Source organism: Thermobacillus composti KWC4 (assembly GCF_000227705.2).
GTDB classification, from domain to species: domain Bacteria; phylum Bacillota; class Bacilli; order Paenibacillales; family Paenibacillaceae; genus Thermobacillus; species Thermobacillus xylanilyticus.
This window is the reverse complement of sequence record NC_019897.1, coordinates 2,301,643-2,326,024: the sequence shown is the minus strand read 5'-3', so window position 1 is coordinate 2,326,024 and position 24,382 is coordinate 2,301,643. Positions and strand designations below refer to the sequence as shown.

The window sequence follows — 24,382 nt, the reverse complement described above, 5'->3', positions numbered from 1 at the left end:
TTACGGACCGGACGGGGCTGTCGGCTCGACTTTGCCGTCCGAAATCGTGTATCGGACATGCTGTTCGATGAACTTCATCCGTCCGGTGCGGCCTTCGTAGCGGTCCTTGTCGTCCGCGTAATGCATGAGATAAATCTTCGACTGCACATCTTCGGGCAGCGTCAGCAGTTCCTCCAGCGTGGCGTGGACCTCGCCCGGTGTGACAAACTGGCAATCGTGGAAGACGACGCATCCGCGATTCCGCACCAGGTCCGTCACGAGTTCGGGATGGAACCGCATGTCGGCCGTATAGAAGAAGCTGTTGTTGAACAGCAGCGAGTAGCTGATTTTGCCCGGAATATGCTCCGTGCGAATGATCTCGACGGTCAGACCGTCGTGCAGAACGGCCGGAACGCCTTCACGGATCCGCCGCACTTCAAAATAATCTTCGAGCTTCTGCGATTGTTCCTGCCACAGACCTCCCCTGAGAGAATGCTCCCACAGCGGTTCGGCCAGTTTGTCGGGTACGTACAACACCGGCCGTTTGCGATATTGGAATTTCATGCGGAACGCGTATTCTTCCAGTCCGCCGATGTGGTCGGCGTGAATATGGGAGATCAGGACAGCATCGATGCTGTCCAGCGGCTGGCCGATCTGGTGGAGCGAGAGCAGCGCGGTAATGCCGCAATCGATCAGCAGCGTGAACCCGTTCTGGCAGAGCAATGCATTGTTATTGTAATACTTCTTGGCAAACGCATTTCCGGTTCCGAGCATTAAAATATCCAATAACGGAACTCCCTTCCGGGTACGTTTGTTCAAACTTTATCATTTTTTTTACAGTAAGGAAAGAGGCTGAACAAATTCTGAACAACCGGGCATTCGCGCATGCGCGGAGGCGGGCGCTAGCATATAATGGGGCGGATTTTCGCGGAGAGGAGTCCTGCCCATGAGCAAGGCCAAAGCGGGAAAAAAACGGGCGAATCAACGCTCAGACCGCCCCGTCGTCCGCATGAGCATCGTGCTGTCCGATACCTGTGAAGCGTGTCCGACACCCTGCCCGCGCGGCATCCGGTACCGGCTGCGCATGCGGGAACCCGGAGCTGTCGGCAAAGGCGTGCCCTGCATCCTGACCCGCACCGTGCAATGAATCTCTCGAGCGCATGCGTATTTCCCGGGCGAGCGCAAATCGCGACAAGAGACGACAGCAGGAAAGTCGGAAAATTGTTCGCATGGCGCCCCGCAACTTTGGACAACTGGTCGAGTATAACTATACATCCAAGGAAATGCTGACGGAGGGTTCATGCGCATGAGATTCAAGAAGGTGCTCATATCCGCACTCCTGCTGTCCTTGTGGGGAGGCAGCATGATATTCGCAGACACGGTCAGCCAGAAAATCAAGGTTTCGGTGAACGGTTCGGCCCTGAGCGAATCGGGCATCGTGGTGGACGGAACGACGTTTCTGCCGATCAGGCAGCTGGCCGACTCGTTGAATGCTTTTATCTCCTGGGGCGACAACAAGCAGGTCAATATCAACAAGCCGAACATCCACATGATGACCATGAGCGTGAACTCGAACGGCGTATATCCTTTCCAGGCCGTCGAGAAGGGCAGCACGGTTACCTTTTATGTGCTGGTGCACGGTGACAGCCTGAGTACGCCGATTTCGGCCGCCAAGATGGAAATTGTGGATCCGGGCAATACGGCCAAGGAGTTATATTACGAGAGCAATCCCGAAAACCTGAACATCTTTCAGCTTCGCACGAAAGAGCTGAAATACAAATTTGCCTCCGAAGGCGAGTACAAAGTGCGCATGTACATGATGCCCGCGTCGGGAAGCGAATGGACGCTCGTTTCCGAGAAACTGATTTTCTCCAAATGACCTGCATGCCCGTGGTGCCGCACAAGCGCTCCGTTCGCGGAGCGCTTGTCGTTTGACCCGGCGGCTAGCGACATGGTACGATACGTTTGATGGCATATGATATCCGAAATGAGGGTTGTCGATGAGCGAACATTCGCATGACCATGCTTGCGGTTGCGGCCATGACCACGAGCATGATCACGAACACGATCCCGTGTTCATCGTAACGGACGAAGAAGGCCGCGAACACGAGATGATCATGGTGTACACGTTCGATTCGGAAGGTTCGGCCTATGCCGTGCTGCTGGATCGGAATGATCCGGAAGCGGACGGCGTCATCTTCCGGATCGAGGAAGAGAATGATGAAATGTTCCTCGTCGGCATTGAAGACGACGAAGAATGGGAACGCGTGGCAAGGATTTACGAGGAGATTGCCAGCCAGGAAGACCAGGGTTGATCTTGAACTCCGGCAAGAAGGCCGGTCATCGAACATCGATGGCCGGCCGTTTTTACGTGCACGCCCAACGGATGCGTCCGCCGAACGGACGGCTTATTTCCGCGGGTTGTAGTAGATGGTTCGGCCGTTGAACAATTTCAGCTCGGCCTGCAGATGTTTGGCCAGATATTTGCACAATTCGTTCGCTTTTCCCTTGTCGCCGTGCGTCGCATCGTCCGGCAGCACGACCTGCACGTAATGCACCGTGCGATCGCCGCGCTCCGTCTGCCCGACGCCGATCACGATGTAGCGATAGTGCGAGTCCGTACCTTTCAGGTAAAACCACGGTTCGCCTTCCTTGGTCTCGATCGTGTACGGGAAGGCGGCGTCCGCGTAGTCCCAGCCCAGCTGACGGCCGGTAAGCGCGGTCTGTTCCCGATATCGCTGCAACTGTTCCTTCACGCCGTCCAGCGTCAGCTGCTCGACGGCGGAGCCTTCCACGAAATAGATGTAAGCGCTTTGACTCACCTGCAAAGCCACCTCCCAGAACTAGGATAGCACTGAAGCCGGCGCTTGACAACAAGCACCGGCTTCGGCAGGAAACCGCCCGGGTTCAGCTGATCGGCGTCTCTTCGACAATTACTTTGACATAGTTCAGACTCGGATCTTCCGGCCCTTTGACCGGAAGGCCGACCTGGAGATGGTCAAGGATGTAGTCGATGTTCGCCTGGGAGATGACCTCTCCGGGCAGCAGGATCGGAATGCCGGGCGGATAGACGTAGATGAACTCGGCGATGATCCGGCCGGCCGATTCGGCAAGCGGCACGGATTCCGTCTCGGCGTAGAAGGCGTCGCGCGGCGTAAGCGAGAGCTGCGGAATCTCCGGTATCTTCACGACCAGTTCTTTCGCCTCGTTCACCTGGTAGAACGTCTCCGACATCTCGCGCAGCGCCCGGAGCAGCGCGTCGACCGTCTCCTTCGTGTCGCCGGGCGTGATCAGGGCGAGAATGTTGTACATGTCGCTCAATTCGACTTCGATGCGGTGCTTCTCGCGCAGCCAGTTCTCCGCATCGTAGCCCGTGATGCCGAGATGGCGGACGTGGATCGTGATCTTCGTCGGATCGTAGCTGTACGTTGCTTCACCGCCCAGAATGTCGTCGCCGAAGCAATACAGCCCCGGGATCGCGTTGATCTCCCGGCGGGCGTAGCGGGCGAGCGAAAGCGCATGCTCGGCCATCGCGCGGCCGTTCAGCGCGAGATTCCGCCGTGCCGTATCCAGCGATGCCAGCAGCAGATACGAAGTCGATGTCGTCGTGAGCATGCTGAAAATCGTCTGAATCCGGTGCGGATTGACGCGGGTGCCCTTGACGTTCAGAATCGAGCTCTGGGTCATCGAACCGCCGAGCTTGTGCACGCTCGTCGCGGCCATGTCCGCGCCGGCCTGCATCGCGGAGATCGGCAGCTCGTCGTGGAAGTGGATCAGCACCCCGTGCGCTTCGTCGACCAGCACCGGGATATCGTAGGAATGCACGAGATCGACAATTTCGCGCAGATTGGCGCAGACGCCGAAGTAGGTCGGGTTGATGACGAGCACCGCTTTCGCGTCGGGATGGCGCTCAAGGGCGCGCCGCACCGCGCTGGTGGTGATCCCGTGATCGATGCCGAGGTTCCCGTCGCGGACGGGAGAGACGAAGACCGGGCGGGCGCCGGCGAAAATGATCGCGGACAGCACCGATTTGTGCACGTTCCGCGGCACGATGATCTTGTCGCCGGGCGAGCAGACGGACAAGATCATCGTCATGATCGCCCCGCTCGTTCCCTGCACGGAGAAGAAAGTATAGTCCGCTCCGAACGCTTCCGCTGCCAGTTTCTGGGCCTCGCCGATGACGCCGGCCGGCTGGTGCAGGTCATCCAGCGGCGCGATGTTGATCAGGTCGATGGACAGCGCGTTGTCGCCGATAAACGCGCGGAACTCTTCGTCGCTGCCCCTGCCTTTCTTGTGGCCCGGAATGTGAAATTGCAGCGGGTTGCGTTCGGCATGCCGCCGAAGCGCGGTGAACAGCGGGGTGGATGACTGATCCAACGCCCCATCCCGTCCTTTCCTTGCACGCGATTTAAGTCAAACAAGCTAGAGTATAGCAAAACGGGTAGCGAATGCAAGCTCGGGTTTCGGCACTGTAAGCGCGGTGCGGGATGTCGCAGTTTGTTCATTTTTCTGCGCGGACAAGATATGGTACGATAAGCGGGTGGAAGGAGCGGTTCAAGATGGACAGGCGAATCGTGATGGTCATGCTGGTGCTCATGACCGTATTCATCGGCTTCGGCATCATCATTCCCGTCATGCCGGAACTGGTGAAAAGCATTGATCCCGGCAGGGCGGAATATCATAACGCGCTCATGTTGTCGCTGTATTCCCTGGTTTCGTTTGTGCTGTCCCCCGCATGGGGCGCGCTGTCCGACAGGATCGGCCGCCGCCCGGTCATCCTGACCGGCGTGTTCGGCTTCTCGGCGAGCTTTCTCCTGTTCGGTCTGGCATCGGGCCATCTGCCGCTCATGTATGCGGCGCGCCTGCTTGGCGGATTGTTCTCCGGAGCGGTCGTCTCCGTCATCGTCGCCTATGTGGCGGACATTACGCCGCCCGAGCAGCGCACGCGCGGGATGGGACTCGTCGGCATGTCGATCGGTCTCGGCTTCACGTTCGGTCCGGGAATCGGCGGACTGCTCAGCAGCATCTCGCTCGAGACGCCGTTCTTCGCGGCGTCGGCGCTGTCGGCGTTGCTGTTCGTCACGGGACTGTACACGTTGCGCGAATCGCTGCCGCCGGAGCGGCGCGGCGTCGGGAAGAAACGTCCTTCGCGCTGGACGGCGTTCACCGGTCCACTGAAATATTTGTACGTGCTCGCCTTCTTCGTCACATTCTCGCTGGCGGGCATCGAATCGACGCTGCAATGGTTCGGCATGGAGCGGTTCGATGTCACGCCGGCCCAGTTCGGCCTCATGTTCTTCGTCTGCGGCCTCGTCGGTGCGATCGTGCAGGGCGGTGTCGTCCGCCGGCTGATCAAGCCGGGACGGGAACCGGCCTGGATCGCGGCGGGCCTGCTCATCTCGGCGGCCGGGTTCTTCCTGCTGATCGCGTCGCATGAGCTGTGGACGGCTACGGTCTTTCTCGCGATATTCGGCGTAGGCAACGCGCTCGTCCGGCCGTGCGTCACTTCGCTCATCACGCAGCGCACGAAGGTCGAGCAAGGCGTCGCATCCGGCCTCAGCTCATCGATGGACAGTCTCGGGCGCATCATGGGCCCGCTCATCGCCGCGTTCCTGTACCGCATCGAGATGACGCTGCCGCTCATTGCCAGCGGCGCGCTGTCGATTGCCGCCTTGCTTCTGCTGGAGCGGTTCCGCGCGCTAGACCGCCGGGATGATGCCGGCCCGCAGCCGGTTGTCTGAATTCAAAGGCTTTCCTCCGTGCTTTCAACGGCGCGGCGGGAAGCCTTTTGAATTTATGCCCCGTTTCGGACGTGTACCGGCGGATTTGCGCTTCAATTTTCGTCAATAAACCAAGTTGCCAGAACATAAAATGGAGTATAAACTGAAAGTGAGACTTAAATTTCAGAACATTCCGCCGATTCTCGGGCAGGGGAGGGATCGCCGTGAACAAAAGCGACGAGGTGGAGTACTGCAACCTGGAGATCCGGTTCGACCGGCGGAAGATTCACGATCTGATCCGAGAGCTGATCCAGGCCGGCTACTCCCTGTTCTGGAGCGAGGCGAACGGGCTGTTCTTCATCTCGATCCGCACCGGACGCAGGCTGGTCAAGCTGCGATTCCGGCGCATCCGGAACTGCTACAAGATGATCGGCGACTACACGATTCGGGACGTGAGACTTTCGGAACTGCTGGAGAAAATGATCAACGATTCCCGCGGCCATGCCGTCGTCAAACGGATCAAAGACCGCCGCATCGTAATCGAGGACATCATGTTTGGCGAAATCATCCGATCGGTGGAGGTGTCGGGTATGGAACATCGCGTCATCTACCAGAAGAATACGACGGTTACGACAGAAGAGATGATTCGCGCATTTCAGAACAAGCGGGCGGAAGAGCGCGTGCATGTCCTGCGGCTTGAGCTCGATTACGAGTTGGCGGTGCTGCACGAAGCGCTGGCCGAAGGCCGCATCGCCGATGCCGAAGCATCCAAGAAGCGGCTGATGGAGATGCGCACGGAGATGCTGCAGCTCGAAATGTGACGGGCGGAAGGATGTGCGCATGATCGAAAGTCAATGGAATAAGCCGGATTGACAGGCTTCTCTTGCTCCGCCGCGGAGGAAGGGAAGCCTGTTTCTGTCCGTCCCCGCCGGGCCGGCGGTCAAGTTGCGCCGGGAGACCGGGATGCTCTAGAATAAGGCTGACGATTCGGAAGGTTCGGGGGAGGACATCGGATTGAGCGACAGCGGGCTAGGTAGGAAAATCGTGCTGGCCGTCGATTTGGGCACGACCAGCGCCAAGGTGCTGGCGATCGATGCCGGCAGCCTGGCCGGAGGCGGCCGGGCGGTGATCGCGGCCAGGGCGGAACGGGAATATCCGCTTCTGTCGCAGGAGCCCGGATATGCGGAGCAGGATCCGGACCGCATCGCCGAAGCGGCGGCCGAAGCGGTGCGCGAGGCGGCCGACGCGGCCGGATGCGGCCCGGAAGGGGTGCTGGCCGTCGCGTTCAGCACGGCGATGCATTCGCTGGTTGTCACGGATGGAGACGGAGAGGCGCTCACGCGGGTGCTGACCTGGGCCGACCTGCGCGCGGCCGGGCATGCGAGGAAGCTGCGCGGATCGGAGGAAGCGGCGGATCTTCCGTCCCGCACGGGCGTGCCGCTGCACGCCATGACGCCGCTCGCGAAGCTGCTCTGGCTCCGCGAGCGGCAGCCGGAGCTGTTCGCTTCCGCCGGGCGGTTCATCGGCATCAAGGAATATGTGCTGGAGCGCTGGTTCGGGCGTCCCGTCCCGATGGACGAGTCGACCGCGGGCGGCACCGGCTTCTACAACCTGCATGAACGGAATTGGGACGACAAGGCCATGCGAATCGCCGGCATCGGGCCGGAACGGCTGCCGGAGCTCAGGGCCTCGACGCACGTCCTGCGCGGCCTGCGTCCCGAGACGGCCGCCAAACTCGGACTGAATCCCGGCGTGCCCTTCGTGCTTGGAGCGGCCGACGGACCGCTGGCCAATCTCGGCGGCGGCGCGCTCGAGCCGGGCGTTGCATCGATGACGATCGGCACGAGCGGCGCGGTGCGCGTCGCCGTCCGGCGGCCGGCTGCCGATCCGCACGGGCGGCTGTTCTGCTACCCGCTGGCGGAAGGCTGGTGGATTGCCGGCGGGCCGGTCAACAGCGGCGGCGTCGTCTTCCGCTGGATGCGGGACAAGCTTGCCCCCGATCTGTCGGGCGGTGATGACGGCTACGCCCGTCTCGTCGAACTGGCGATGGAAGCGCCGCCCGGTGCCGGCGGCCTGTTGTTCCTGCCGCACCTGTCAGGCGAACGCGCGCCGCATTGGGACGAGCGGGCGCGCGGCACCTTCATCGGCCTGTCGCTTGAACATGACCGCCGGCACATGCTTCGCGCCGGTCTGGAAGGCATCGTGCTGCATCTGCGCTCGGTGGCGGACGCGCTTGCCGGCCTGGCGGGCGAGCTGCGGGAGATCCGGGTGTCCGGCGGCTTCGCCCGGTCGGCGGCGCTGCGGCAGCTCATCGCCGACATCCTCGGCCGGCCGGTCGTCCGCACGGACAGCGAGGACGCGTCGGGAGTCGGCGCCGCCCGGCTCGCCCTGCACGCGCTCGGCCTGTTGCCGGATCCGGCGGCGTCCGCTTCGGCGGTGACGGACAGGTGCGATCCGAATCCGGAGCTTGTCCCCGTGTATGACCGGATCCACGGCATGTTCAAGCGGCTGTATGAACGCGTATCGGACACCTTCGTCGAATTGGACGCGTTCAGGTCCGGCGGATAAACGGCTTGATCATAAGGGCATTGAAGAAATCTATAGGTTTTCATAATCCTGCAAAACGAGTAAAATAGGGGCGTTAAATAATTCAAGAGCGCAAAGGATGGGACGTTCGGAAATGGCAAAACAACAAATCGGCGTCATCGGCATGGCCGTCATGGGACGCAACCTTGCCCTCAACATCGAGAGCAAGGGCTTTACCGTATCGATCTACAACCGGTCGCGTGAAAAGACAGACGAAGTGATGAGCCAGAATCCCGGGCGCAATCTGAACCCGACATATACGATCGAGGAGTTCGTCGAATCCCTTGAAAAGCCGCGGAAAATTCTGATCATGGTGCAGGCCGGCGCGGGCACCGACGCAACGATCAACGCGCTCGTGCCGCATCTGGACGAAGGCGACATCATCATCGACGGCGGCAACGCGCATTACCCGGATACGCAGCGCCGCAGCCGCGAGCTTGAAGCGAAAGGCATCCGCTTCATCGGCGCCGGCGTGTCGGGCGGGGAAGAAGGCGCGCTGAAAGGTCCGGCGATCATGCCGGGCGGCCAGGAATCGGCCTACAGGCTCGTTGAACCGATCCTCACCGCCATTTCCGCGAAAGTAAACGGCGAGCCCTGCTGCACCTATATCGGTCCGGACGGTGCCGGCCATTACGTGAAAATGGTGCACAACGGCATCGAGTACGGCGACATGCAGCTCATTTGTGAAGCGTATCATCTGCTTACCTCGGTGCTCGGCCTGACGAACGAGGAATTGCACAAGATTTTCGCGGAGTGGAATGAAGGGGAGCTCGACAGCTATCTGATCGAGATTACGAAAGAGATCTTCGCGAAATACGATCCGGAGACGGGCAAGCCGATGGTCGACGTCATCCTCGACTCGGCGGGCCAGAAGGGCACGGGCAAATGGACAAGCCAGAGCGCGCTCGATCTCGGCGTGCCGCTGTCCATCATCACCGAATCCGTCTTCGCCCGTTTCCTCTCGGCGATGAAGCAGGAACGCGTCGCCGCGAGCAAGCTGCTCAAGGGGCCGGAGAAGAAGCCGTTTGCGGGGGACAAGAAGGCGTTCATCGAATCGGTACGCAAGGCGCTGTACGCGAGCAAGATCTGCTCCTACGCGCAAGGCTTCGCCCAAATGCGCATCGCTTCGGAGGAGTACGGCTGGAATCTGCGCTGCGGCGACATCGCGATGATCTTCCGCGGCGGCTGCATCATTCGCGCGCAGTTCCTGCACAAAATCAAGGAAGCCTACGACCGCAACCCGAACCTCAGCAACCTGTTGCTGGACGAATATTTCAAATCGGTCGTCGAAAATTATCAGGACGCATGGCGCGAAGTGGTGGCCACGGCGGTCATGCACGGCATCCCGGTGCCGGCTTTCGCCAGCGCGCTCGCGTACTACGACTCGTACCGCAGCGAGCGGCTGCCCGCCAACCTGCTGCAGGCGCAGCGCGACTACTTCGGCGCGCATACGTTCCAGCGGGTGGACAAGGAAGGCACGTTCCACTTCGACTGGCTGAACAACTGACGCGTCAATCGTACAGCATGGCAACGGCATCGGCCAGACTGCGCCGCGCCCGCTCGAGTTCATCGGCGGTGCAGGTCCGGCCGTGAAGCAGCACCAGCGCCGCCTCGGCGAAATCGCGGAAGAGCGCAATCAGCTGTGGCCGCGGCAGTTCCTGCAGGGCAGGAGCGCCGTCGGCCACTTTTTTCTTGACTGCATGAAGCAGCCAGATCAGATCGTCCCTGCATGCCGGACGGGCCGGATCCCGAATCCGGTCGATCCGGCTTCCGGCGGACTGCGGCGCTGCGATCGGCATGGCGAATCCCCCCGTTCATTCCCTGCTATCATCCATACGACCGGATCGTCCGAACTATGCCCGCAGGACCGGGCCGCGCAGCGCGGGAACGCCATGCGGGAAACGCTTCGCGTGTCTCCTTCCGCGTTGTCCGCTCCTTGGCCGCTGTGTTATCATGAAAACATTGGAGTTCACGAGTCTGAGCAGCGGGGGGAACGATCGGGGTGAAGGCCCGAACGGACAAAATCGTGCTCGTCGGCTTCATGGGCACGGGCAAATCGACCGTCGCGCGGCTGCTGGCCGAGCGGCTCGGCTTCGGGCGCGTCGATCTCGACGAAGAAGTCGAGCGCGAAGCGGGATGCACGATCGCCGAATTGTTCGACACGAAAGGCGAAGCGCATTTCCGCGATCTGGAAAGCGCCGTGCTGGCGCGGCTGATGGCGGCGGACAGGCCGCTCGTGCTGGCGACGGGCGGCGGCGCCGTGCTGCGCGAAGCGAACCGCGAAGCGATGTTGCGCTCGGGGTTCGTCGCGGCGCTTACGGCTTCGCCCGAGCGGATCATCGAGCGCGTGTCGGGCGACGGCTCGCGGCCGCTTCTGCGCGGAGACGTCGGGGAACGGGTGCGGCGGCTGCTGGCGGAGCGGAAGCACGTCTATGATTTCGCGCATATCAAGATCGACACGACCGATCTGAAACCGGACGAAGTCGCCGATCGGATATTGGCTGCCGTGAAGGAAGCGACGGCATGAAGACGGCTGCATGCGTGGCGGCCGGCGGTGCGATCGGTACGCTTGCCCGGTACGCCGTCGCGCTGGTGCTGGGCGCGCCCGAATCCGGCGCGTTTCCCTCCGCCACGTTCACGGCGAACGCCGCCGGCTGCCTGCTGATCGGCCTGCTCGGCGGCTTGCTCGCGAACCGTCCGCTGCCCGAAGCGCTGCGGGAATTCTTGAGCACCGGCTTCCTGGGCGGTTTCACGACGCTGTCCGCATTCGGCGTCGAGACGGTCCGGCTTGCGGCGGATGGTTACGCCGCAATGGCATTCGCCTATGCCGCCGCATCCGCCGCGGCGGGACTCGTCGCCGCATCGGCCGGATATGCGCTGGCAAAGGCCGTATTCCGCAACGCACGGGAGGATGCCGCATGATCGCCTTCCTTCTGGTCGCATTGGGCGGCGGCGCGGGCGCGCTGCTCCGGTACGCCGTGCAGCGGGCCTTCGCCGAGCGTACGGGCTATGCGCGCGCCGGCACGCTGCTCGTCAATCTGGCCGGAACGTTCGCGCTCGGTTTGCTGCTGGGCTTGCCGCTCACGGCGGACAGCCGCGCCGCGCAGCTGCTCGCCGGCACCGGCTTCCTCGGCGGGCTGACGACGTTCTCGACCGTCATGGCGCAGCTGGCGGAATTGCTGCGGGCCAAACGATGGAGAACGGCCGCCGGATACGGCCTTGGCACTTTCGTCTGCGCCCTGCTGCTGGCGGCCGCCGGTTATGCCGCCGGAAGATGCATCTTCGTCTGACGGGGCATATGCCTGTCAATACATAACCCGAACAGGGAGAAGGAGCTGGAGAGAACGGATGGATGTCCGCATTCTGCCGACGCCCGGGCTGAAGGGCGAAATTCAGGCGCTGAGTTCGAAGAACTATACGACGCGCTATATGCTGGCCGCCGCGCTGGCGGAGGGAACGAGCACGATTCTGTATCCCGCCCGCAGCGACGACAGCGACGCGATGCGCCGGTGCATCCGGGATCTCGGCGCCGTGCTGGAAGAAGACGGAGAGCGGATGTCGATCACCGGCTTCGGCCGCCGGCCGAAGGACGTGAAGGAGCTGAACGTCGGCAACGCGGGCGCCGTGCTGCGCTTCCTGATGGCGGTCGCTTCCCTCGTGCCTGAAGTGACGTTTGTCAACGCCTATCCGAAGTCGCTCGGCCAACGGCCGCATGACGATCTGATCGGCGCGCTCGGCCAGCTCGGCGTCCAGGTCGAGCACAACGCCGGCAAGCTGCCGATCACGATCCGCGGCGGGAACCCGAAGGGCGGCAAGATCCGCGTGTCCGGCGCGATCAGCTCGCAATACCTGAGCGCCCTGCTGTTCCTGACGCCGCTGCTCGACGAGGACAGCGAGATCGAAGTGCTGCACGAACTGAAATCGAAGGTGGTCGTCAGACAGACGCTGGATGTGCTGAAGCAAGCCGGCATCACCGTGGAGGCGAGCGAAGACCTGATGCATTACCGCATCCCGGGCGGCCAGCGTTATCAGGCGCGGACGTACACCGTGGAAGGCGACTATCCCGGCTCGGCGGCCATTCTCGCCGCAGCCGCCGTTACGCAGTCGGACGTCACGGTTCATCGGCTGCGGGAGGACAGCCTGCAGGGCGAGCGGGCGGTCGTCGACGTGCTGCGGATGATGAATGTGCCGCTGACGCATGCTAACGGCAGCGTGCGCGTCCAGGGAAATGGCATCCTCAAGGCTGGCGAATTCGACGGCGACGCCTTCACCGACGGCGTGCTCGCGATGGTCGCGGCCTCTGTGTTCGCGGAAGGCACGTCCCGTTTCTACAATGTAGAGAATCTGCGCTACAAGGAATGCGACCGGATTTCCGACTTCGTGGCGGAGCTGCGCAAGGCGGGCGCCGACGTCGAGGAGCGCCGCAGCGAGATCATCGTGCACGGCAAGCCGGAAGGCGTCGCGGGCGGCACCGTCATCGACTCGCATTTCGACCACCGCGTGATCATGGCGCTCTCCATTGTCGGCCTGCGCGCGAAGGAGCCGATCGTGATCCGCGACGCGCATCACGTGGCGAAGTCTTATCCGAATTTCTTCGAACATCTGACCGGCATCGGCGGCCGCATCGAGCGGCTCGAAGGCTGATGCGTTGAGATGCCTTAAGCGAAAGGAGCGAGAGACCATGTCATACCGGCACCCTGACCGGGAGACGATCAAGCGCATTCTGGAAGAATCCGACACGATCGCCGTCGTCGGCCTGTCCGACAATCCCGAACGGACGAGCCACATGGTGGCCGCCGCGATGCAGGCGAAGGGATACCGGATCGTGCCGGTAAATCCGAACGCGGACACCATCCTGGGCGAGAAATGCTACAAGTCGCTCAAGGACATTCCGTTTCCCGTCGATCTTGTCAATGTGTTCCGGAGAAGCGAATATTGCGCCGACGTTGCCAGGGAAGCGGCCGAGATCGGCGCGAAGACGCTCTGGCTGCAGCTCGGCATCGTCAGCGAGGAAGCGGCCGGGATCGCGGAGGCGGCGGGCATGAACGTCATCATGGACCGCTGCATCAAGGTCGAGGATTCGATTCTGCTGCCGGAAGGGAAAACCAACCGCTGAGTTCGGATAAAAGCGGCGCGCGCCTCCAACAATAAAGTTGGCTTCTGACGTCTTACCGGCGTCATGGAGACTAACCTTCCGCTTAGGAGGCAACAGCCGAATGTATAACCAATCTTCGTTCCAAAGCGGCCAGTCTTTCGGTGCCGGTCAGCACCGCTATCAGCCGGCCGGGTTCGTGCAATCCCAGTATCAGGGGCAGCTGTCGCGCTCGGCGGCTTCCGGTCCGGTGACGGCGAAGCTCGGTTATCAGGCCGGCCAGCAGCAGTCGTTCGGGCAACAGTCCTTCGCCGGACAGGCCGGTGCGTTCCAGGTTTCCTCGTTCAGCGCGCAGCAGCAACAGCATCCGGTCTACCGCGCGACGAACGCCCGTCAGCAGGATGGTCCGGTCATCCAGCACACCGGCTATCAGGCGGGCGTGCAGCAGAACTTCCAGCAACAAAACTTTGCGGGTCAGGCCGGCATGTCTTCGTTCGGCGCGCAGCAGCAACAGTATCCCGTCTACCGTGCGACGAACGCCCGTCAGCAGGATGGTCCGGTCATCCAGCACACCGGCTACCAGGCCGGCGCATTCGGTCAACAGAACCGCTACAGCTTCTGATCGCCAATGGCAGGGCGGACTTCCAAGGTCCGCTCTTTTTTGTTTTTGACAAACCGCGGGCGAACGCGTACCATCGAAATAGGCCTCGCGGACGGCATACGCGGGGTTCCATGCAGCGACTTATGTAGCGCAGGAGGAGAAGGCGTGAAGCTTATCGGCAATCTGCAGCAATTCGGTCGGGCGCTCATGCTCCCGATGATGGCGCTGCCGGCAGCAGCCGTCTTCCTCAGTCTGAGCGGGCTGCCCTGGGATGACTGGGGCATGTCGCCGATGGCCGGTCATTTGACCAAGGCCGGCGAAATTCTGTTCCATGCACTGCCCTATCTGTTCGCGCTCGGCGTCGCGCTCGGCATGACCGGCAATGCCGTGGCGGCCGGCGTATCGGCGCTTGCGGGCATGTTCATCTATACGGCCGTCACCGGCTCGTACGCGGGACTGGACATTCAGCCGACGGTGCTGATCGGCGTCGTCATCGGCATCGCGGCCGGTTACAGTTATGAACAGTTCAAGGATTTCCGCCTGCCCGAGTACCTGCAGTTCTTCGGGGGGCCGCGGTTCGTGCCGCTGTTCGTCAGTTTCGTCTCGCTCGCCTTTTCGATCATCATGATCGAGATCGCGCCGCCGATCCAGGACGGGATGGCCGTTCTCGGCGAAGCGGCAAAAGCGGCCGGCGGGTTCGGCGTTTTTCTGTTCGGATTCACCTACCGGATTCTTGTCGCCTTCGGACTTCACCATCTCGTCAGCCACGCGTTCTGGTTCCAGGTCGGCGCCTATGAGACCGAAGCCGGCATGATCGTATACGGGGATCTTCCGCGCTACTTTTCCGGCGATCCTTCGGCCGGCGCGTACATGGCCGGACTGTATCCGATCATGATGTTCGGACTGCCGGCGATCGCACTGGCGATCATCCGCGAGGCGCGGGAAGACCTGAAGCCGAAGGTGAGAAAGACGTTCATATCCGCCGCCCTGTCCTCGTTTCTGACGGGCGTGACGGAGCCGGTCGAGTTCGCCTTCATGTTCGCGGCTCCTTATCTGTTCGTGCTGCATGCTTTTCTGTCCGGACTCATCATGTGGCTGACTTACGAACTCGGCATACTGCACGGTTTTTCCTTCTCCGCGGGCGCATTTGATTTTTTCATCAACCTGCATCTCTCCACGAAAGGCTGGATGCTGCTGCCGATCGGTCTGGCCGTCGGCATCGGCTATTATTGGCTGTTCCGCTGGGCCATCCAGCGGTTCGACATCCCGACGCCCGGACGGGAGGAAGGTTCGCCGCTTGACGAATGGGCGGGAGACATTCCTTACCGCGCGCCGCTGATTCTGCAGGCGATCGGAGGCAAGGACAACATCATCCAGATGGAAGCCTGCATCACGCGGCTCCGGCTGAAACTGCACGACGACAAGCAGCTTGACGTGCCGGCGCTCCGCAGTCTCGGCGCGGCGGGCGTCATCCGGCTGGGCGGCGGAAATGTGCAGATCGTGTTCGGCACCTTCTCCGAGCTGATCCGCGAGGAAATCCTGAAAGTGATGAAGCGCGACCTGAGGCGGGTGCAGTTCAAGTCGCCCGTCCAGGGACGGATGATTCCGCTCGACGAAGTGCCCGATCCGATCTTCGCGGGCCGGCTGGTCGGCAACGGCGTCGCCTTCGTGCCGGAACGCGGCGAGGCGGCGGCTCCTGTCGGGGGGGTCGTCATCCATGTCCATCCGGCGAAACATGCCGTCGGCATCCGCACGCCGGAAGGGCTGGAGGTGCTGCTGCATGTCGGAATCGACACGATGGAACTGAATGGCGCCGGTTTTCTGATGTTTGTGAAAGAAGGCGATACGGTCGTCCCCGGCCAGCTGCTGCTCCGGTTTGATCTGGGGCATATCCGGAGCGCCGGCAAGTCGCCGGTCACGCCGATGGTCATCACCAATCCGGAACGCGTCCGTTCATGGGTGTTCGCCCCGTATACGGCCGTCAAGAAGGGGCAGGCATCGGTCATGTCTGTCGTGTTGGAAGAGAGAGACGGTGGAGGAGAGAGACGATGATTCAAGGGGTAGGCGCATCATCGGGCATTGCGATGGGCAAGGCGTTCGTTCTGCCGAACTGGGAGTGGGACGTGCCGGACCAGAAGATCGACGTCACGGACCTCGCTCGGGAGTTCGAGCGCCTGTACGAAGGCATCCGTTCGTCGAAGCGGGAAATCGAGCAGATCAAGGGCGAGCTTGCCGATGTCGTCGGCAGCGAGGAACGGAGTATCTTCGACGCCCATCTGGCCATTCTGAACGATCCGGTCTTCATGAACGAGATCCAGGGCATCATCAAGCGCCAGTACAAGGCGGCCGAAGCGGCGGTCAAGGAAGCGATCGACCACTTCGTGACGATGTTCGATCTCCTCGACGACGAATACATGAAGGAGCGGGCGCTCGACATCAAGGACGTGGGCAACCGGCTGCTCAAGCATCTGCTCGGCATGCCGGAGATTTCGCTGCCGACGGACACGCAGCCGTTCATCCTTGTGGCGCGTGAAATTTCGCCTTCCCAGCTCGTCCATCTCAATCCGCAGCATGTGCTCGGCATCGTGACGATCACCGGCAGCATGACGTCGCATGCCTCCATCATGGCGCGCGCGCTCGGCCTTCCGCTTGTCACCGGGCTGGACGTTCCGCTGGAGACGCTGGCCGAGACCGGCGACATGATGATCATCGACGGTGACACCGGCATCGTCATCCCCCGGCCGACGGAGGAACAGATCCGGATCTACACCGAGCAGCAGCGCCGGCAGACCGAACATCGCAGCCGGCTGCGCCGGCTGGCCGGCGTCCGCTCCGTCACGCCGGACGGCAAGGAGATCGCGCTGGAAGCGAACATCAGCTCGCTGAAGGAACTGGAGGTGGCGCTGCAGTCCGGCGCCGCCGGCGTCGGGCTGTTCCGGACGGAGTTTCTGTACATGGACCGGCATCAGTTTCCCGGCGAAGACGAACAGTTCGAAGTGTACAAGGCGGTGGCGGAGAAGCTGGCCGGCCGGCCGCTCATCATACGGACGCTGGATATCGGCGGCGACAAAAACCTCGATTATTTCGAAATCGGGGAAGAGGACAACCCGTTCCTCGGCTACCGCGCGATTCGCATCTGTCTGGACCGTCCGGATCTGTTCAAGACGCAGCTGCGGGCGATCCTCAGGGCCAGCGCGTACGGCAAGGTCAAAATCATGTATCCGCTCATCTCGTCCGTCGAGGAAGTGCGCGCCGCCAACCGGCTGCTGGAGGAAGCGAAGCGGGAGCTTCAGGCGGAAGGCGTGACGTTCGACCCGAATGTGCCGTGCGGCATCATGATCGAACTTCCGTCCGCCGTCACGATCGCCGACCTGCTTGCGGAAGAGGTCGATTTCTTCAGCATCGGCACGAACGATCTGATCCAGTTCGTCCTGGCGGTCGACCGGATGAACGAGCGGATCTCGCGCCTGTATCAGCCGTTCCATCCCGCCGTGCTCCGCATGCTGCGGATGACGGTGGATGCGGCGAAGCGCCGGGGCATCCATGTCGGCGTCTGCGGGGAGATGGCGGGCGATCCGCGCGCGCTGCCGATCTGGCTCGGACTGGACGTGGACAGCATCAGCATGTCGTCCCATTCCATCCTGCCGATCAAAGAGCACCTGCTCCATACGCACCGCTCGGACAGCATTGATCTGCTCAACCGGCTGTGGGAGTGCCGGACGGAGAAAGAAGCGATTCGGCTCCTGGAGGCGTTCCGGCTGTCGGTCGAAGCGCGGATGGAGGCGGCGAACGGGGACGGGAAGCCGGCATCGGTCAAGCGGAGCGCGCCTGCCGGCAAATCTCCGGATGCGAACGTTCCCGCGGCGGAGCCGGGCATCCGGAATCCGGCCCGGCCGGCGGGCACGGCGGGGGCGCCCTGATGGCGGGATCTGCTCCTTCCGAAGGCAAAGCGGACATCCGGCGCCGGCGGCTGCGGCGCGCCGCGCGCTGGCTGGCGCCCGTTGGCTGGATGGCGGTCATCTATGCGCTGTCCTCCCGGCCCGCCGATGAGCTGGACGGCATGTTGCCGCTGTTTCAGAGGTTCATTCCCGGCATGACCGATTTCAACTGGGGGCATTATGCCGCCTATTTCATTCTGGCGCTGACGTTCGAATTCGCGATCGGCGCCGCGTCGCGGCGGCTGCTTGTCAAAGCGGCGGTCGTCCTTGTCTGCGTGCTCTACGGGGTGACGGACGAGTATCACCAGTCGTTCGTTGCCGGGAGGATGCCGGATTCGCTTGATCTGCTGAACGACGGCATCGGCGCCGCGGCGGCGGTATGTTTCACGGCGCTGCCGGGCGTGCGGCGCATCTGGTGCAAGCTGCCCGGCCAGACAAATTTTGATACATGAGGACAGCAGGAGTCTTGTCCGCGCGGGTCGAATAAGTAACTCCGACGCGAACTGCGGCCGTTCGGCAGCCGCGGCCGTTCGCTTCTTTGTTGACGAAGGAGTGACAGACTTGCGCAAATGGTGTTCCTGCGGCAGCGAGATGAAGATCCGGCTGTCCACCGTCATCTATTCGGGACGTGTCGAGATTGACAATGTGCCGATTTATTCATGTCCGGCCTGCAACCGCAACGAAGTGTTTCCGGAAGTCAAGCCGGATTTGACGGGGTTGATCGTAAAGCTGGGCGAGAAGCCGCCGAGGCAGTCGTTTTCCTTCAGCGAATGGAGCGAGTGGGCCGATCTGCTGCTGCAGGCCGGGATGGGCGGCAAAGAACCCGACGCCCGGGAAGTCGAACGGTTGGTCGAGGAGCGCGTCAATGCGCTGCTGGATCAACACTTGCTGGCGCAGTCGCTGGGCGATGTCGGCTGGCAGGAGGAATTGCGCAGCCGATTGTCCCAGATTACGCGCAGAACACCGAATACATAAATGTTCGTCTGCCCAATCCCCGTGATCGGTTTGCGTTGCGCTCGTCCCGAATTTGTCGTAAAATGATAACCAATGAATGCTATTCACGGCGGACGGCGGCATGACGACTAAATCGAGATATGGAGAGAAGGAACGTGACGGTAACCATTTATGATGTAGCGCGTGAAGCCGGAGTCTCGATGGCGACGGTGTCCCGGGTTGTGAACAACAACCCGAACGTAAAGCCGCAGACGCGCAAGAAGGTGTTCGAAGCGATCGAACGGCTCGGCTATCGTCCCAACGCGGTCGCGCGGGGACTTGCGAGCAAGAAGACGACGACGGTCGGCGTTGTCATCCCGGACATTTCGAACGCGATCTTCGCGGAAGTGGCGCGGGGTATCGAAGATATCGCCAACATGTATCATTACAATATCATCCTGTGCAACGCGGACAAACGCAAGGACAAGGAAATCCGCGTGGTCAACACGCTGCTGGAGAAGCAGGTGGACGGGCTGCTGTTCATGGGCGGCACCGTGACGGAGGAGCATCTGCAGGCGTTCAAGTCCGCGAATGTCCCGATCGTGCTGTGCGCCACGACCGATGAGCATGGCTCGATGCCGTCCGTGGATATCGATCACGAATCGGCGGCATTTGACGCGGTGTCGGCGCTCACGGGCGCGGGTCATCGCCGCATCGCGATGATCAGCGGCACGCTGCAGGACCCGTCTAACGGGTATGCCCGGTTCCAGGGGTACCGGCGGGCATTGGAAGCGGCCGGCATTCCTTACGACGAATCGCTGGTACGCGTCGGCAATTACCGCTATGAATCCGGCGTCGAGGCGATGAAGTATTTCCTCGAACTGGATGAACGGCCGACGGCTGTCTTCGCCGCCACGGACGAGATGGCGATCGGAGCCATCCACTATATCCAGGATTTCGGCCTGCGAGTGCCGGAAGATGTATCCGTTATCAGCGTGGACAACACGCGCATGGCGTCGATGGTGCGGCCGCAGCTGTCGTCCGTCGCCCAGCCGATGTATGACATCGGGGCCGTGTCCATGCGCCTCCTGACCAAGCTGATGAAGAAGGAGCGGGTCGATCAGCTGCGCGTCATTCTGCCGCACGAACTGATCACGCGGCAATCCGTGGCCGCCGCGCATTAACCGATCGTGATTCGTACAGGTTGAACGGCTTCCGTCCTCGCCAGTCTTGGGGGGGACGGACAGCCGTTTTCTGTCTTGCACCACAGCGAAAGAGGGCGAAGCAGCACATGACATTCGGAACTGTCGGCATCATCGGAGCCATGAAAGAAGAAGTGGAGCTTCTGCATCGGAATGTGCGGGTGACCGGCACCCGTTCGAAAGCCGGCATTGATTATGCGACGGGCGAACTTCACGGCAAGCAAGTGATTTTCTGCCGCTCGGGCGTCGGCAAGGTGAACGCGGCCATATGCACGCAAGTGCTGATTGATCAGGGCGTGGACTGCGTATTGTTCACCGGCGTCGCCGGCGCGCTCGATCCGGATTTGAACGTCGGCGACATCGTCATCTCGACCGTCTGCCAGCAGCACGATATGGACGTGACGGCGCTCGGATTCCCGCGCGGCGTCATTCCGTTCCATGAGCAATCGGAATTCGCTGCGGACGACAGGCTTGTCGGGCTGGCCGTCAGCGCGGGCGAATCCCTGTTTCCCGGCCGGTGCCGGACGGGGAAAGTGTTGTCCGGCGACCAGTTCATCGCGAACCGCGAGACGGTGCGGGAATTGCGCGAGACGATGGGCGGCGCATGCGTCGAGATGGAAGGCGCGGCGGTCGCACAGGTGTGCGCGATGAACGGCGTGCCGTTCGTCATCATCCGCTCGATGTCGGACCGCGCCGACGGCGGCGCGCCAGACAGCTTCGAGGCGTTCACCGTCGAAGCGTCCAACCGTTCGTACCGGCTCGTCGAGGCGATGATCATGCGCATGGGGGACATGGCATAACGAATGTGAAGAGACCGTTCCAATAACGTTGGAACGGTCTTTTTGGCGCCAGCCGTTCTTGCTTGCAATGTCACAGAAATTGGACGGCGAGCTCCTTCGTGCGGCGGTTCGCTTCCGCAATGGCATCCCGCCGGGGAATCGGCGTCCAGCTCTCCGCATCGTCGAGCCATGTCCCGGGGAGCGCCACGGGGCTTTCGGCCTGCCAGGCGCGGATCCAGTCTTCCGGCAGCCGGCCGCCGTCGCCGCCTTTCCGGGTCGCGGCCGCCGCAGGATGATCGGTCATCTCCAGCCAGACGAGCGACCAGGCGCGCGGCACGACGCGCCAGATGTCGTAGCCGCCGCCGCCGACGGCGATCCACCGCCCGTCCGCGTACTGATGGGCCAGTTCATGGATGACGGCGGGCATTTCGGCGTAGATGGACATGCTGCAATGAATGTGCGACAGCGGGTCGTAGGCGTGCGCGTCGCAGCCGTGCTGACTGACGATGACGTCGGGCCTGAACGATTCCGCGGCGCGCCGGACGGTATCGCGGAAACATTCCAGCCACGACTCGTCCTCCGTGTACGGCTCGACCGGCATGTTGACCGACCGGCCGTATCCCTCTCCTTCACCGCGTTCGTGGACAAAACCCGTGCCGGGAAACAAATATTTACCCTGAATTTCGAAAGTACGACTCTTTGAAAACGTGAAAAGGGCTCCAAATCTTTGGTAGAATGGTGTTTGCGAAGACAACATCACCCAAAGAAAGGAGCACCTTTTAGGTGAAGTCTACCACACCCGTCAGCAAAATCAAGACCGAATTTTCCTTGGAGAATGCAACCAGCTTCGGTGGCGTCAAAATCTTTTTGGAATACTTGGAGAAAATCAAGCTTTCTCAGGCATTACGCGGATTGTCGTGTGTGAAAGCTCGCAACTCATTATTTCCGGTTTATCGCATTCTGCTTTACCTCATCGTTGGATGGATGCTCGGCTGCGAGCGGCTCTTTCATTTTCGCAAACTGCAGCACGACTCGCTTCTCAAGCAATTTCTCGGCGGTCGATGCCCGCACCACACCTTGCTGTATAAAGAACTGATTCGTATGCGAACATCTTGCCCCCACCTGCGATCGGAACTGCGAACGCTCAATCAGACAGTCATTCAGCCCTGCCTGCCGTCAGCGCTCATCCTGGATCTGGACTCCACGGTGGAAACCGTATACGGCGATCAGGCTGGCGCTGCGAAAGGCACGAACCCCCATAAGCCCGGCCGCAAAAGCTACCACCCGCTGCTGGCATTTGAGGGGCAGTCCCGTCTGTGCCTGAATGCGGTCCTCCGATCAGGGAACACGCATTCCTCTACGGATGCCGCTTCGTTCTTGAACGAAACATTCGAACTCCTTGGCAAACGCCCGGTGAAATATGCCAGATTCGACAAGGGCTTCGGCGGCGAAGATTTCTATAGCCTGTGGGAAAGCAAGAACATCGGCTATGTCGGCAAGTTGAAGTGGACAAAGCGCCTTGCGGCAGAGGTTGCGGCCTGCCGGTACTGGAAACGATTTGTCGATGAAGACTGGATCATCGAAGGGATTGCACTGATCTACAAGGCGACATCCTGGAAAAAGCCTCGCCGCGTTGTAGTTATACGCAAAACGCAAGTCATCGAAGACGGGCAAGCCTGTCTGGTGCTGGACACCGATTGGCAATATGAAGCGATCGTGACCAATCTGGAATGGGAGCCGATTGACCTATGGCGGTTCTACAACCAGCGCTGCTCAATGGAGAACTATATCAAGGAAGCCAAACATGGTTTCTCGATTAACCGGATCGCGACCAGCGATTTTGAGGCGAATGAAATCGACCTGCTCATCAAGCTGCTGGCGTATAACCTGTTCGAACGGTTCAAGCGTGACTGCTGTGAGCCGGTTCATCAAGGTTACACGATTGCCCGTTTCCGGCTGGAGTTCTTTCATTGCGCCGCGACGCTGATTCGGCACAGCCGCAATGTGATTCTCAGGTTAGCAAAAGATTTTGCAAACCGGCATGTCTGGAAGCGAATCGAAGCCAGAATCGCCATACTGGAATGACTTCTCCCTTAATTTTACATGGAAACCGAGAAGCCTCTTCAATGGGGAGGGGGAAGAACCATCCGCATATTGCTGATCTGGTCTCGCTTCGCTGGGACATTACCCTTTTTCTTACAGCTCATGTGCCGCTCGGTTCAAAACCGATCCTTGATATCATGGGCTTTCGAAATTCAGGTTTACCTGTCTCGTGGATCGAGTACGTCATGATGTCGGGATCGGAGTAGAACATCCATTGCACGCCGTCGCCGTGATGCACGTCCGTGTCGATATACATGACTCTGGCGCCCCAATGCTTGCGGATGTGGGCGATCGCGGCAGCCGCGTCGTTGTAGATGCAGAAGCCGGAGCCTCTGCCAGGCAGCGCGTGATGCAGCCCGCCGGCCATATGGCAGGCGTGGCCGGCCTTGCCGGACATGACGAGCTCGGCGGCGAGCAGCGACCCGCCGACGATCAGTGCGGCCGCGTCATGCATGCCCGGAAAGCACGGCGTATCCTCGGTGTCCAGCCCGTATCGTCCCGCGTCATCCAGATCGGCCTGCGCGGGCTCGGGCACGCTGAGGGCGCGCACGATCCGCACATAATCGGCGCGGTGAATGCGAAGCAGCTGTTCATCTGTAGCCGGCTCGGGCACCGCAATCTGCGCGTCGTTCAGCGCGCCCATCCGCCGCAGAAGGTCGATGGCGAGCGTCAGCCGTTTCGGATTGAAGGGATGGCTTTCGTTGAATTTATATCGGATTTCGCCGGCATGGTGAACGAATACGGCGTTTTCCGGCATTCTGCGTTCTTCCTTTCCGCTGAACTTCTGACAAGCCGGATCAGTACATGATCCGCCGCTGGAAGCGGATGCGGTCGAACCGTTCGATCGATTCGAGCGGCACCTCCTTGCCGATGCGCACCATCAGGCAGTTTGCGGGATGCGCGCAAATCTCCGGATCGTCCGTGGCATGCCAGACCATGTCGACGGACTTCATCAGCCTCTCCATCATTTCGCGGTACTGCTACACGTTCAGACCGCTGCCTTCCAGATCCCAATGCCAGTAATATTCCGTCGTGAAGACGATGGCGTTTTCGAGCTGACCGTCTTCAAATGCGAGCCGGATCATCCGCTTGCCGAGCCCGCATGAGCGGTAGTCGTCCGCGACCTCGATCGCGCCGAGCTCGATCAGATCCTCGAGTCCGCCTGCAGACCACCGTTCCAGTTCGTCCGGGTAATGGAACGTCACGTAGCCGACGATCGTCTGCCCGTCGCGGGCAATTATGATTCGCCCTTCGGGCAGACCCGCGATTTCGATGAGCGCGGCATGCTGCTCGGCAGGACGGCGGAAAGCGTCCAGCTTCGGATGCATCGTAAAGCCGGCGAGCCTCTCCGGAGGAACCGGTCCCTCCACGATCAGCTCGCCCTTCGGGGTCGTCACGCGAACGCAGTGGTAGATTTTGCGGTGCTCCATGGTCTGCGGCCTCCTGTCC

Annotated in this window: 25 protein-coding genes and 2 pseudogenes; 20 read left to right on the top strand and 7 right to left on the bottom strand. The window is 61.3% G+C overall.

The features are described 5' to 3' along the window. Nucleotides 1-765, bottom strand: a complete 765-nt coding sequence (locus tag THECO_RS10940; protein WP_015255104.1) for an MBL fold metallo-hydrolase — start codon at nucleotides 763-765, stop codon at nucleotides 1-3. Nucleotides 766-925: 160 nt separating this feature from the next. Between THECO_RS10940 and THECO_RS10935 the strand changes: the two genes are divergently transcribed. From THECO_RS10935 to THECO_RS10925, 3 genes are all read left to right on the top strand, one after another. After that, nucleotides 926-1,126: a hypothetical protein gene (locus THECO_RS10935; RefSeq protein WP_015255103.1), complete on the top strand. Its 201-nt coding sequence runs from the start codon at nucleotides 926-928 to the stop codon at nucleotides 1,124-1,126. Between the two features lie 159 nt (nucleotides 1,127-1,285). Continuing rightward, nucleotides 1,286-1,858 carry a stalk domain-containing protein gene (locus tag THECO_RS10930; RefSeq protein WP_015255102.1) on the top strand — a complete coding sequence of 191 codons (573 nt, stop codon included), beginning with the start codon at nucleotides 1,286-1,288 and terminating at the stop codon, nucleotides 1,856-1,858. Nucleotides 1,859-1,979: 121 nt separating this feature from the next. Then, nucleotides 1,980-2,294: a DUF1292 domain-containing protein gene (locus THECO_RS10925; RefSeq protein WP_015255101.1), complete on the top strand. Its 315-nt coding sequence runs from the start codon at nucleotides 1,980-1,982 to the stop codon at nucleotides 2,292-2,294. Nucleotides 2,295-2,387: 93 nt separating this feature from the next. Here THECO_RS10925 and THECO_RS10920 read toward each other — a convergent pair whose 3' ends face one another. Next, nucleotides 2,388-2,801 carry a DUF1885 family protein gene (locus THECO_RS10920; RefSeq protein ID WP_041853880.1) on the bottom strand — a complete coding sequence of 138 codons (414 nt, stop codon included), beginning with the start codon at nucleotides 2,799-2,801 and terminating at the stop codon, nucleotides 2,388-2,390. Nucleotides 2,802-2,886: 85 nt separating this feature from the next. Continuing rightward, the gene (locus tag THECO_RS10915; protein ID WP_015255099.1) at nucleotides 2,887-4,356 is read right to left on the bottom strand and encodes an aminotransferase class I/II-fold pyridoxal phosphate-dependent enzyme; all 1,470 of its coding nucleotides are present in this window, start codon (nucleotides 4,354-4,356) and stop codon (nucleotides 2,887-2,889) included. A gap of 182 nt (nucleotides 4,357-4,538) precedes the next feature. Here THECO_RS10915 and THECO_RS10910 point away from each other — a divergent pair, with 182 nt between their 5' ends. The 4 genes from THECO_RS10910 (at nucleotide 4,539) to gndA (ending at nucleotide 9,792) form a co-directional block, all read left to right on the top strand. Next, nucleotides 4,539-5,720, top strand: a complete 1,182-nt coding sequence (locus tag THECO_RS10910; protein WP_015255098.1) for a tetracycline resistance MFS efflux pump — start codon at nucleotides 4,539-4,541, stop codon at nucleotides 5,718-5,720. A 203-nt stretch (nucleotides 5,721-5,923) separates the two neighbouring features. After that, a complete protein-coding gene (locus THECO_RS10905) occupies nucleotides 5,924-6,520 on the top strand; it encodes a hypothetical protein (protein ID WP_015255097.1) in 597 nt (198 codons plus the stop codon). Nucleotides 6,521-6,713: 193 nt separating this feature from the next. Beyond that, nucleotides 6,714-8,267 (top strand): gluconokinase, encoded by a 1,554-nt coding sequence (locus THECO_RS10900; RefSeq protein ID WP_015255096.1) that lies wholly within the window; start codon nucleotides 6,714-6,716, stop codon nucleotides 8,265-8,267. 112 nt (nucleotides 8,268-8,379) lie between these two features. Continuing rightward, the gene (gndA, locus tag THECO_RS10895; protein ID WP_015255095.1) at nucleotides 8,380-9,792 is read left to right on the top strand and encodes an NADP-dependent phosphogluconate dehydrogenase; all 1,413 of its coding nucleotides are present in this window, start codon (nucleotides 8,380-8,382) and stop codon (nucleotides 9,790-9,792) included. A 4-nt stretch (nucleotides 9,793-9,796) separates the two neighbouring features. On the opposite strand, the gene THECO_RS10890 is transcribed toward gndA, so the two are convergent. Next, a complete protein-coding gene (locus THECO_RS10890; protein WP_015255094.1) occupies nucleotides 9,797-10,084 on the bottom strand; it encodes a hypothetical protein in 288 nt (95 codons plus the stop codon). 203 nt (nucleotides 10,085-10,287) lie between these two features. Here THECO_RS10890 and THECO_RS10885 point away from each other — a divergent pair, with 203 nt between their 5' ends. From THECO_RS10885 to THECO_RS10830, 12 genes are all read left to right on the top strand, one after another. Continuing rightward, entirely contained in the window at nucleotides 10,288-10,812 is a 525-nt protein-coding gene (locus THECO_RS10885; RefSeq protein ID WP_015255093.1) for a shikimate kinase, read from the top strand. Then, nucleotides 10,809-11,207 (top strand): fluoride efflux transporter FluC, encoded by a 399-nt coding sequence (locus THECO_RS10880; RefSeq protein ID WP_015255092.1) that lies wholly within the window; start codon nucleotides 10,809-10,811, stop codon nucleotides 11,205-11,207. The genes THECO_RS10885 and THECO_RS10880 overlap by 4 nt, the downstream gene beginning before the upstream one ends. Further along, a complete protein-coding gene (locus THECO_RS10875) occupies nucleotides 11,204-11,575 on the top strand; it encodes a FluC/FEX family fluoride channel (protein WP_015255091.1) in 372 nt (123 codons plus the stop codon). Before THECO_RS10880 ends, THECO_RS10875 begins: the two co-directional genes overlap by 4 nt. Before the next feature lie 58 nt (nucleotides 11,576-11,633). Further along, nucleotides 11,634-12,929 carry a 3-phosphoshikimate 1-carboxyvinyltransferase gene (gene aroA / locus THECO_RS10870; protein ID WP_015255090.1) on the top strand — a complete coding sequence of 432 codons (1,296 nt, stop codon included), beginning with the start codon at nucleotides 11,634-11,636 and terminating at the stop codon, nucleotides 12,927-12,929. Nucleotides 12,930-12,966: 37 nt separating this feature from the next. Then, complete coding sequence (locus THECO_RS10865) at nucleotides 12,967-13,401, top strand: CoA-binding protein (protein WP_015255089.1); 435 nt, start codon at nucleotides 12,967-12,969, stop codon at nucleotides 13,399-13,401. A gap of 100 nt (nucleotides 13,402-13,501) precedes the next feature. After that, entirely contained in the window at nucleotides 13,502-13,999 is a 498-nt protein-coding gene (locus THECO_RS10860; protein ID WP_015255088.1) for a hypothetical protein, read from the top strand. Between the two features lie 186 nt (nucleotides 14,000-14,185). After that, nucleotides 14,186-16,030 (top strand): PTS transporter subunit IIABC, encoded by a 1,845-nt coding sequence (locus tag THECO_RS10855; RefSeq protein ID WP_052835983.1) that lies wholly within the window; start codon nucleotides 14,186-14,188, stop codon nucleotides 16,028-16,030. Further along, nucleotides 16,027-17,898 carry a phosphoenolpyruvate--protein phosphotransferase gene (gene ptsP, locus THECO_RS10850; protein WP_015255086.1) on the top strand — a complete coding sequence of 624 codons (1,872 nt, stop codon included), beginning with the start codon at nucleotides 16,027-16,029 and terminating at the stop codon, nucleotides 17,896-17,898. Before THECO_RS10855 ends, ptsP begins: the two co-directional genes overlap by 4 nt. After that, the gene (locus THECO_RS10845) at nucleotides 17,898-18,368 is read left to right on the top strand and encodes a VanZ family protein (protein ID WP_015255085.1); all 471 of its coding nucleotides are present in this window, start codon (nucleotides 17,898-17,900) and stop codon (nucleotides 18,366-18,368) included. Before ptsP ends, THECO_RS10845 begins: the two co-directional genes overlap by 1 nt. A gap of 109 nt (nucleotides 18,369-18,477) precedes the next feature. After that, nucleotides 18,478-18,891 (top strand): hypothetical protein, encoded by a 414-nt coding sequence (locus THECO_RS10840; protein ID WP_015255084.1) that lies wholly within the window; start codon nucleotides 18,478-18,480, stop codon nucleotides 18,889-18,891. Nucleotides 18,892-19,025: 134 nt separating this feature from the next. Next, complete coding sequence (ccpA, locus tag THECO_RS10835) at nucleotides 19,026-20,033, top strand: catabolite control protein A (RefSeq protein ID WP_015255083.1); 1,008 nt, start codon at nucleotides 19,026-19,028, stop codon at nucleotides 20,031-20,033. Between the two features lie 107 nt (nucleotides 20,034-20,140). Next, nucleotides 20,141-20,851 carry a 5'-methylthioadenosine/adenosylhomocysteine nucleosidase gene (locus tag THECO_RS10830; protein ID WP_015255082.1) on the top strand — a complete coding sequence of 237 codons (711 nt, stop codon included), beginning with the start codon at nucleotides 20,141-20,143 and terminating at the stop codon, nucleotides 20,849-20,851. 70 nt (nucleotides 20,852-20,921) lie between these two features. On the opposite strand, the pseudogene THECO_RS10825 reads toward THECO_RS10830, so the two are convergent. After that, a pseudogene (locus THECO_RS10825) lies at nucleotides 20,922-21,521 on the bottom strand (acetoin utilization protein AcuC); the annotation flags it as partial. 92 nt (nucleotides 21,522-21,613) lie between these two features. Here THECO_RS10825 and THECO_RS10820 point away from each other — a divergent pair. Beyond that, a complete protein-coding gene (locus tag THECO_RS10820; protein ID WP_015253681.1) occupies nucleotides 21,614-22,915 on the top strand; it encodes an IS1380 family transposase in 1,302 nt (433 codons plus the stop codon). A 118-nt stretch (nucleotides 22,916-23,033) separates the two neighbouring features. Here THECO_RS10820 and THECO_RS10815 read toward each other — a convergent pair whose 3' ends face one another. Together THECO_RS10815 and THECO_RS10810 are read right to left on the bottom strand one after the other, a co-directional pair. Beyond that, nucleotides 23,034-23,690, bottom strand: a complete 657-nt coding sequence (locus THECO_RS10815) for an arginase family protein (RefSeq protein ID WP_052835880.1) — start codon at nucleotides 23,688-23,690, stop codon at nucleotides 23,034-23,036. Between the two features lie 40 nt (nucleotides 23,691-23,730). Beyond that, nucleotides 23,731-24,363 (bottom strand): annotated as a pseudogene (locus tag THECO_RS10810) (GNAT family N-acetyltransferase). Between the last annotated feature and the right edge of the window lie 19 nt (nucleotides 24,364-24,382).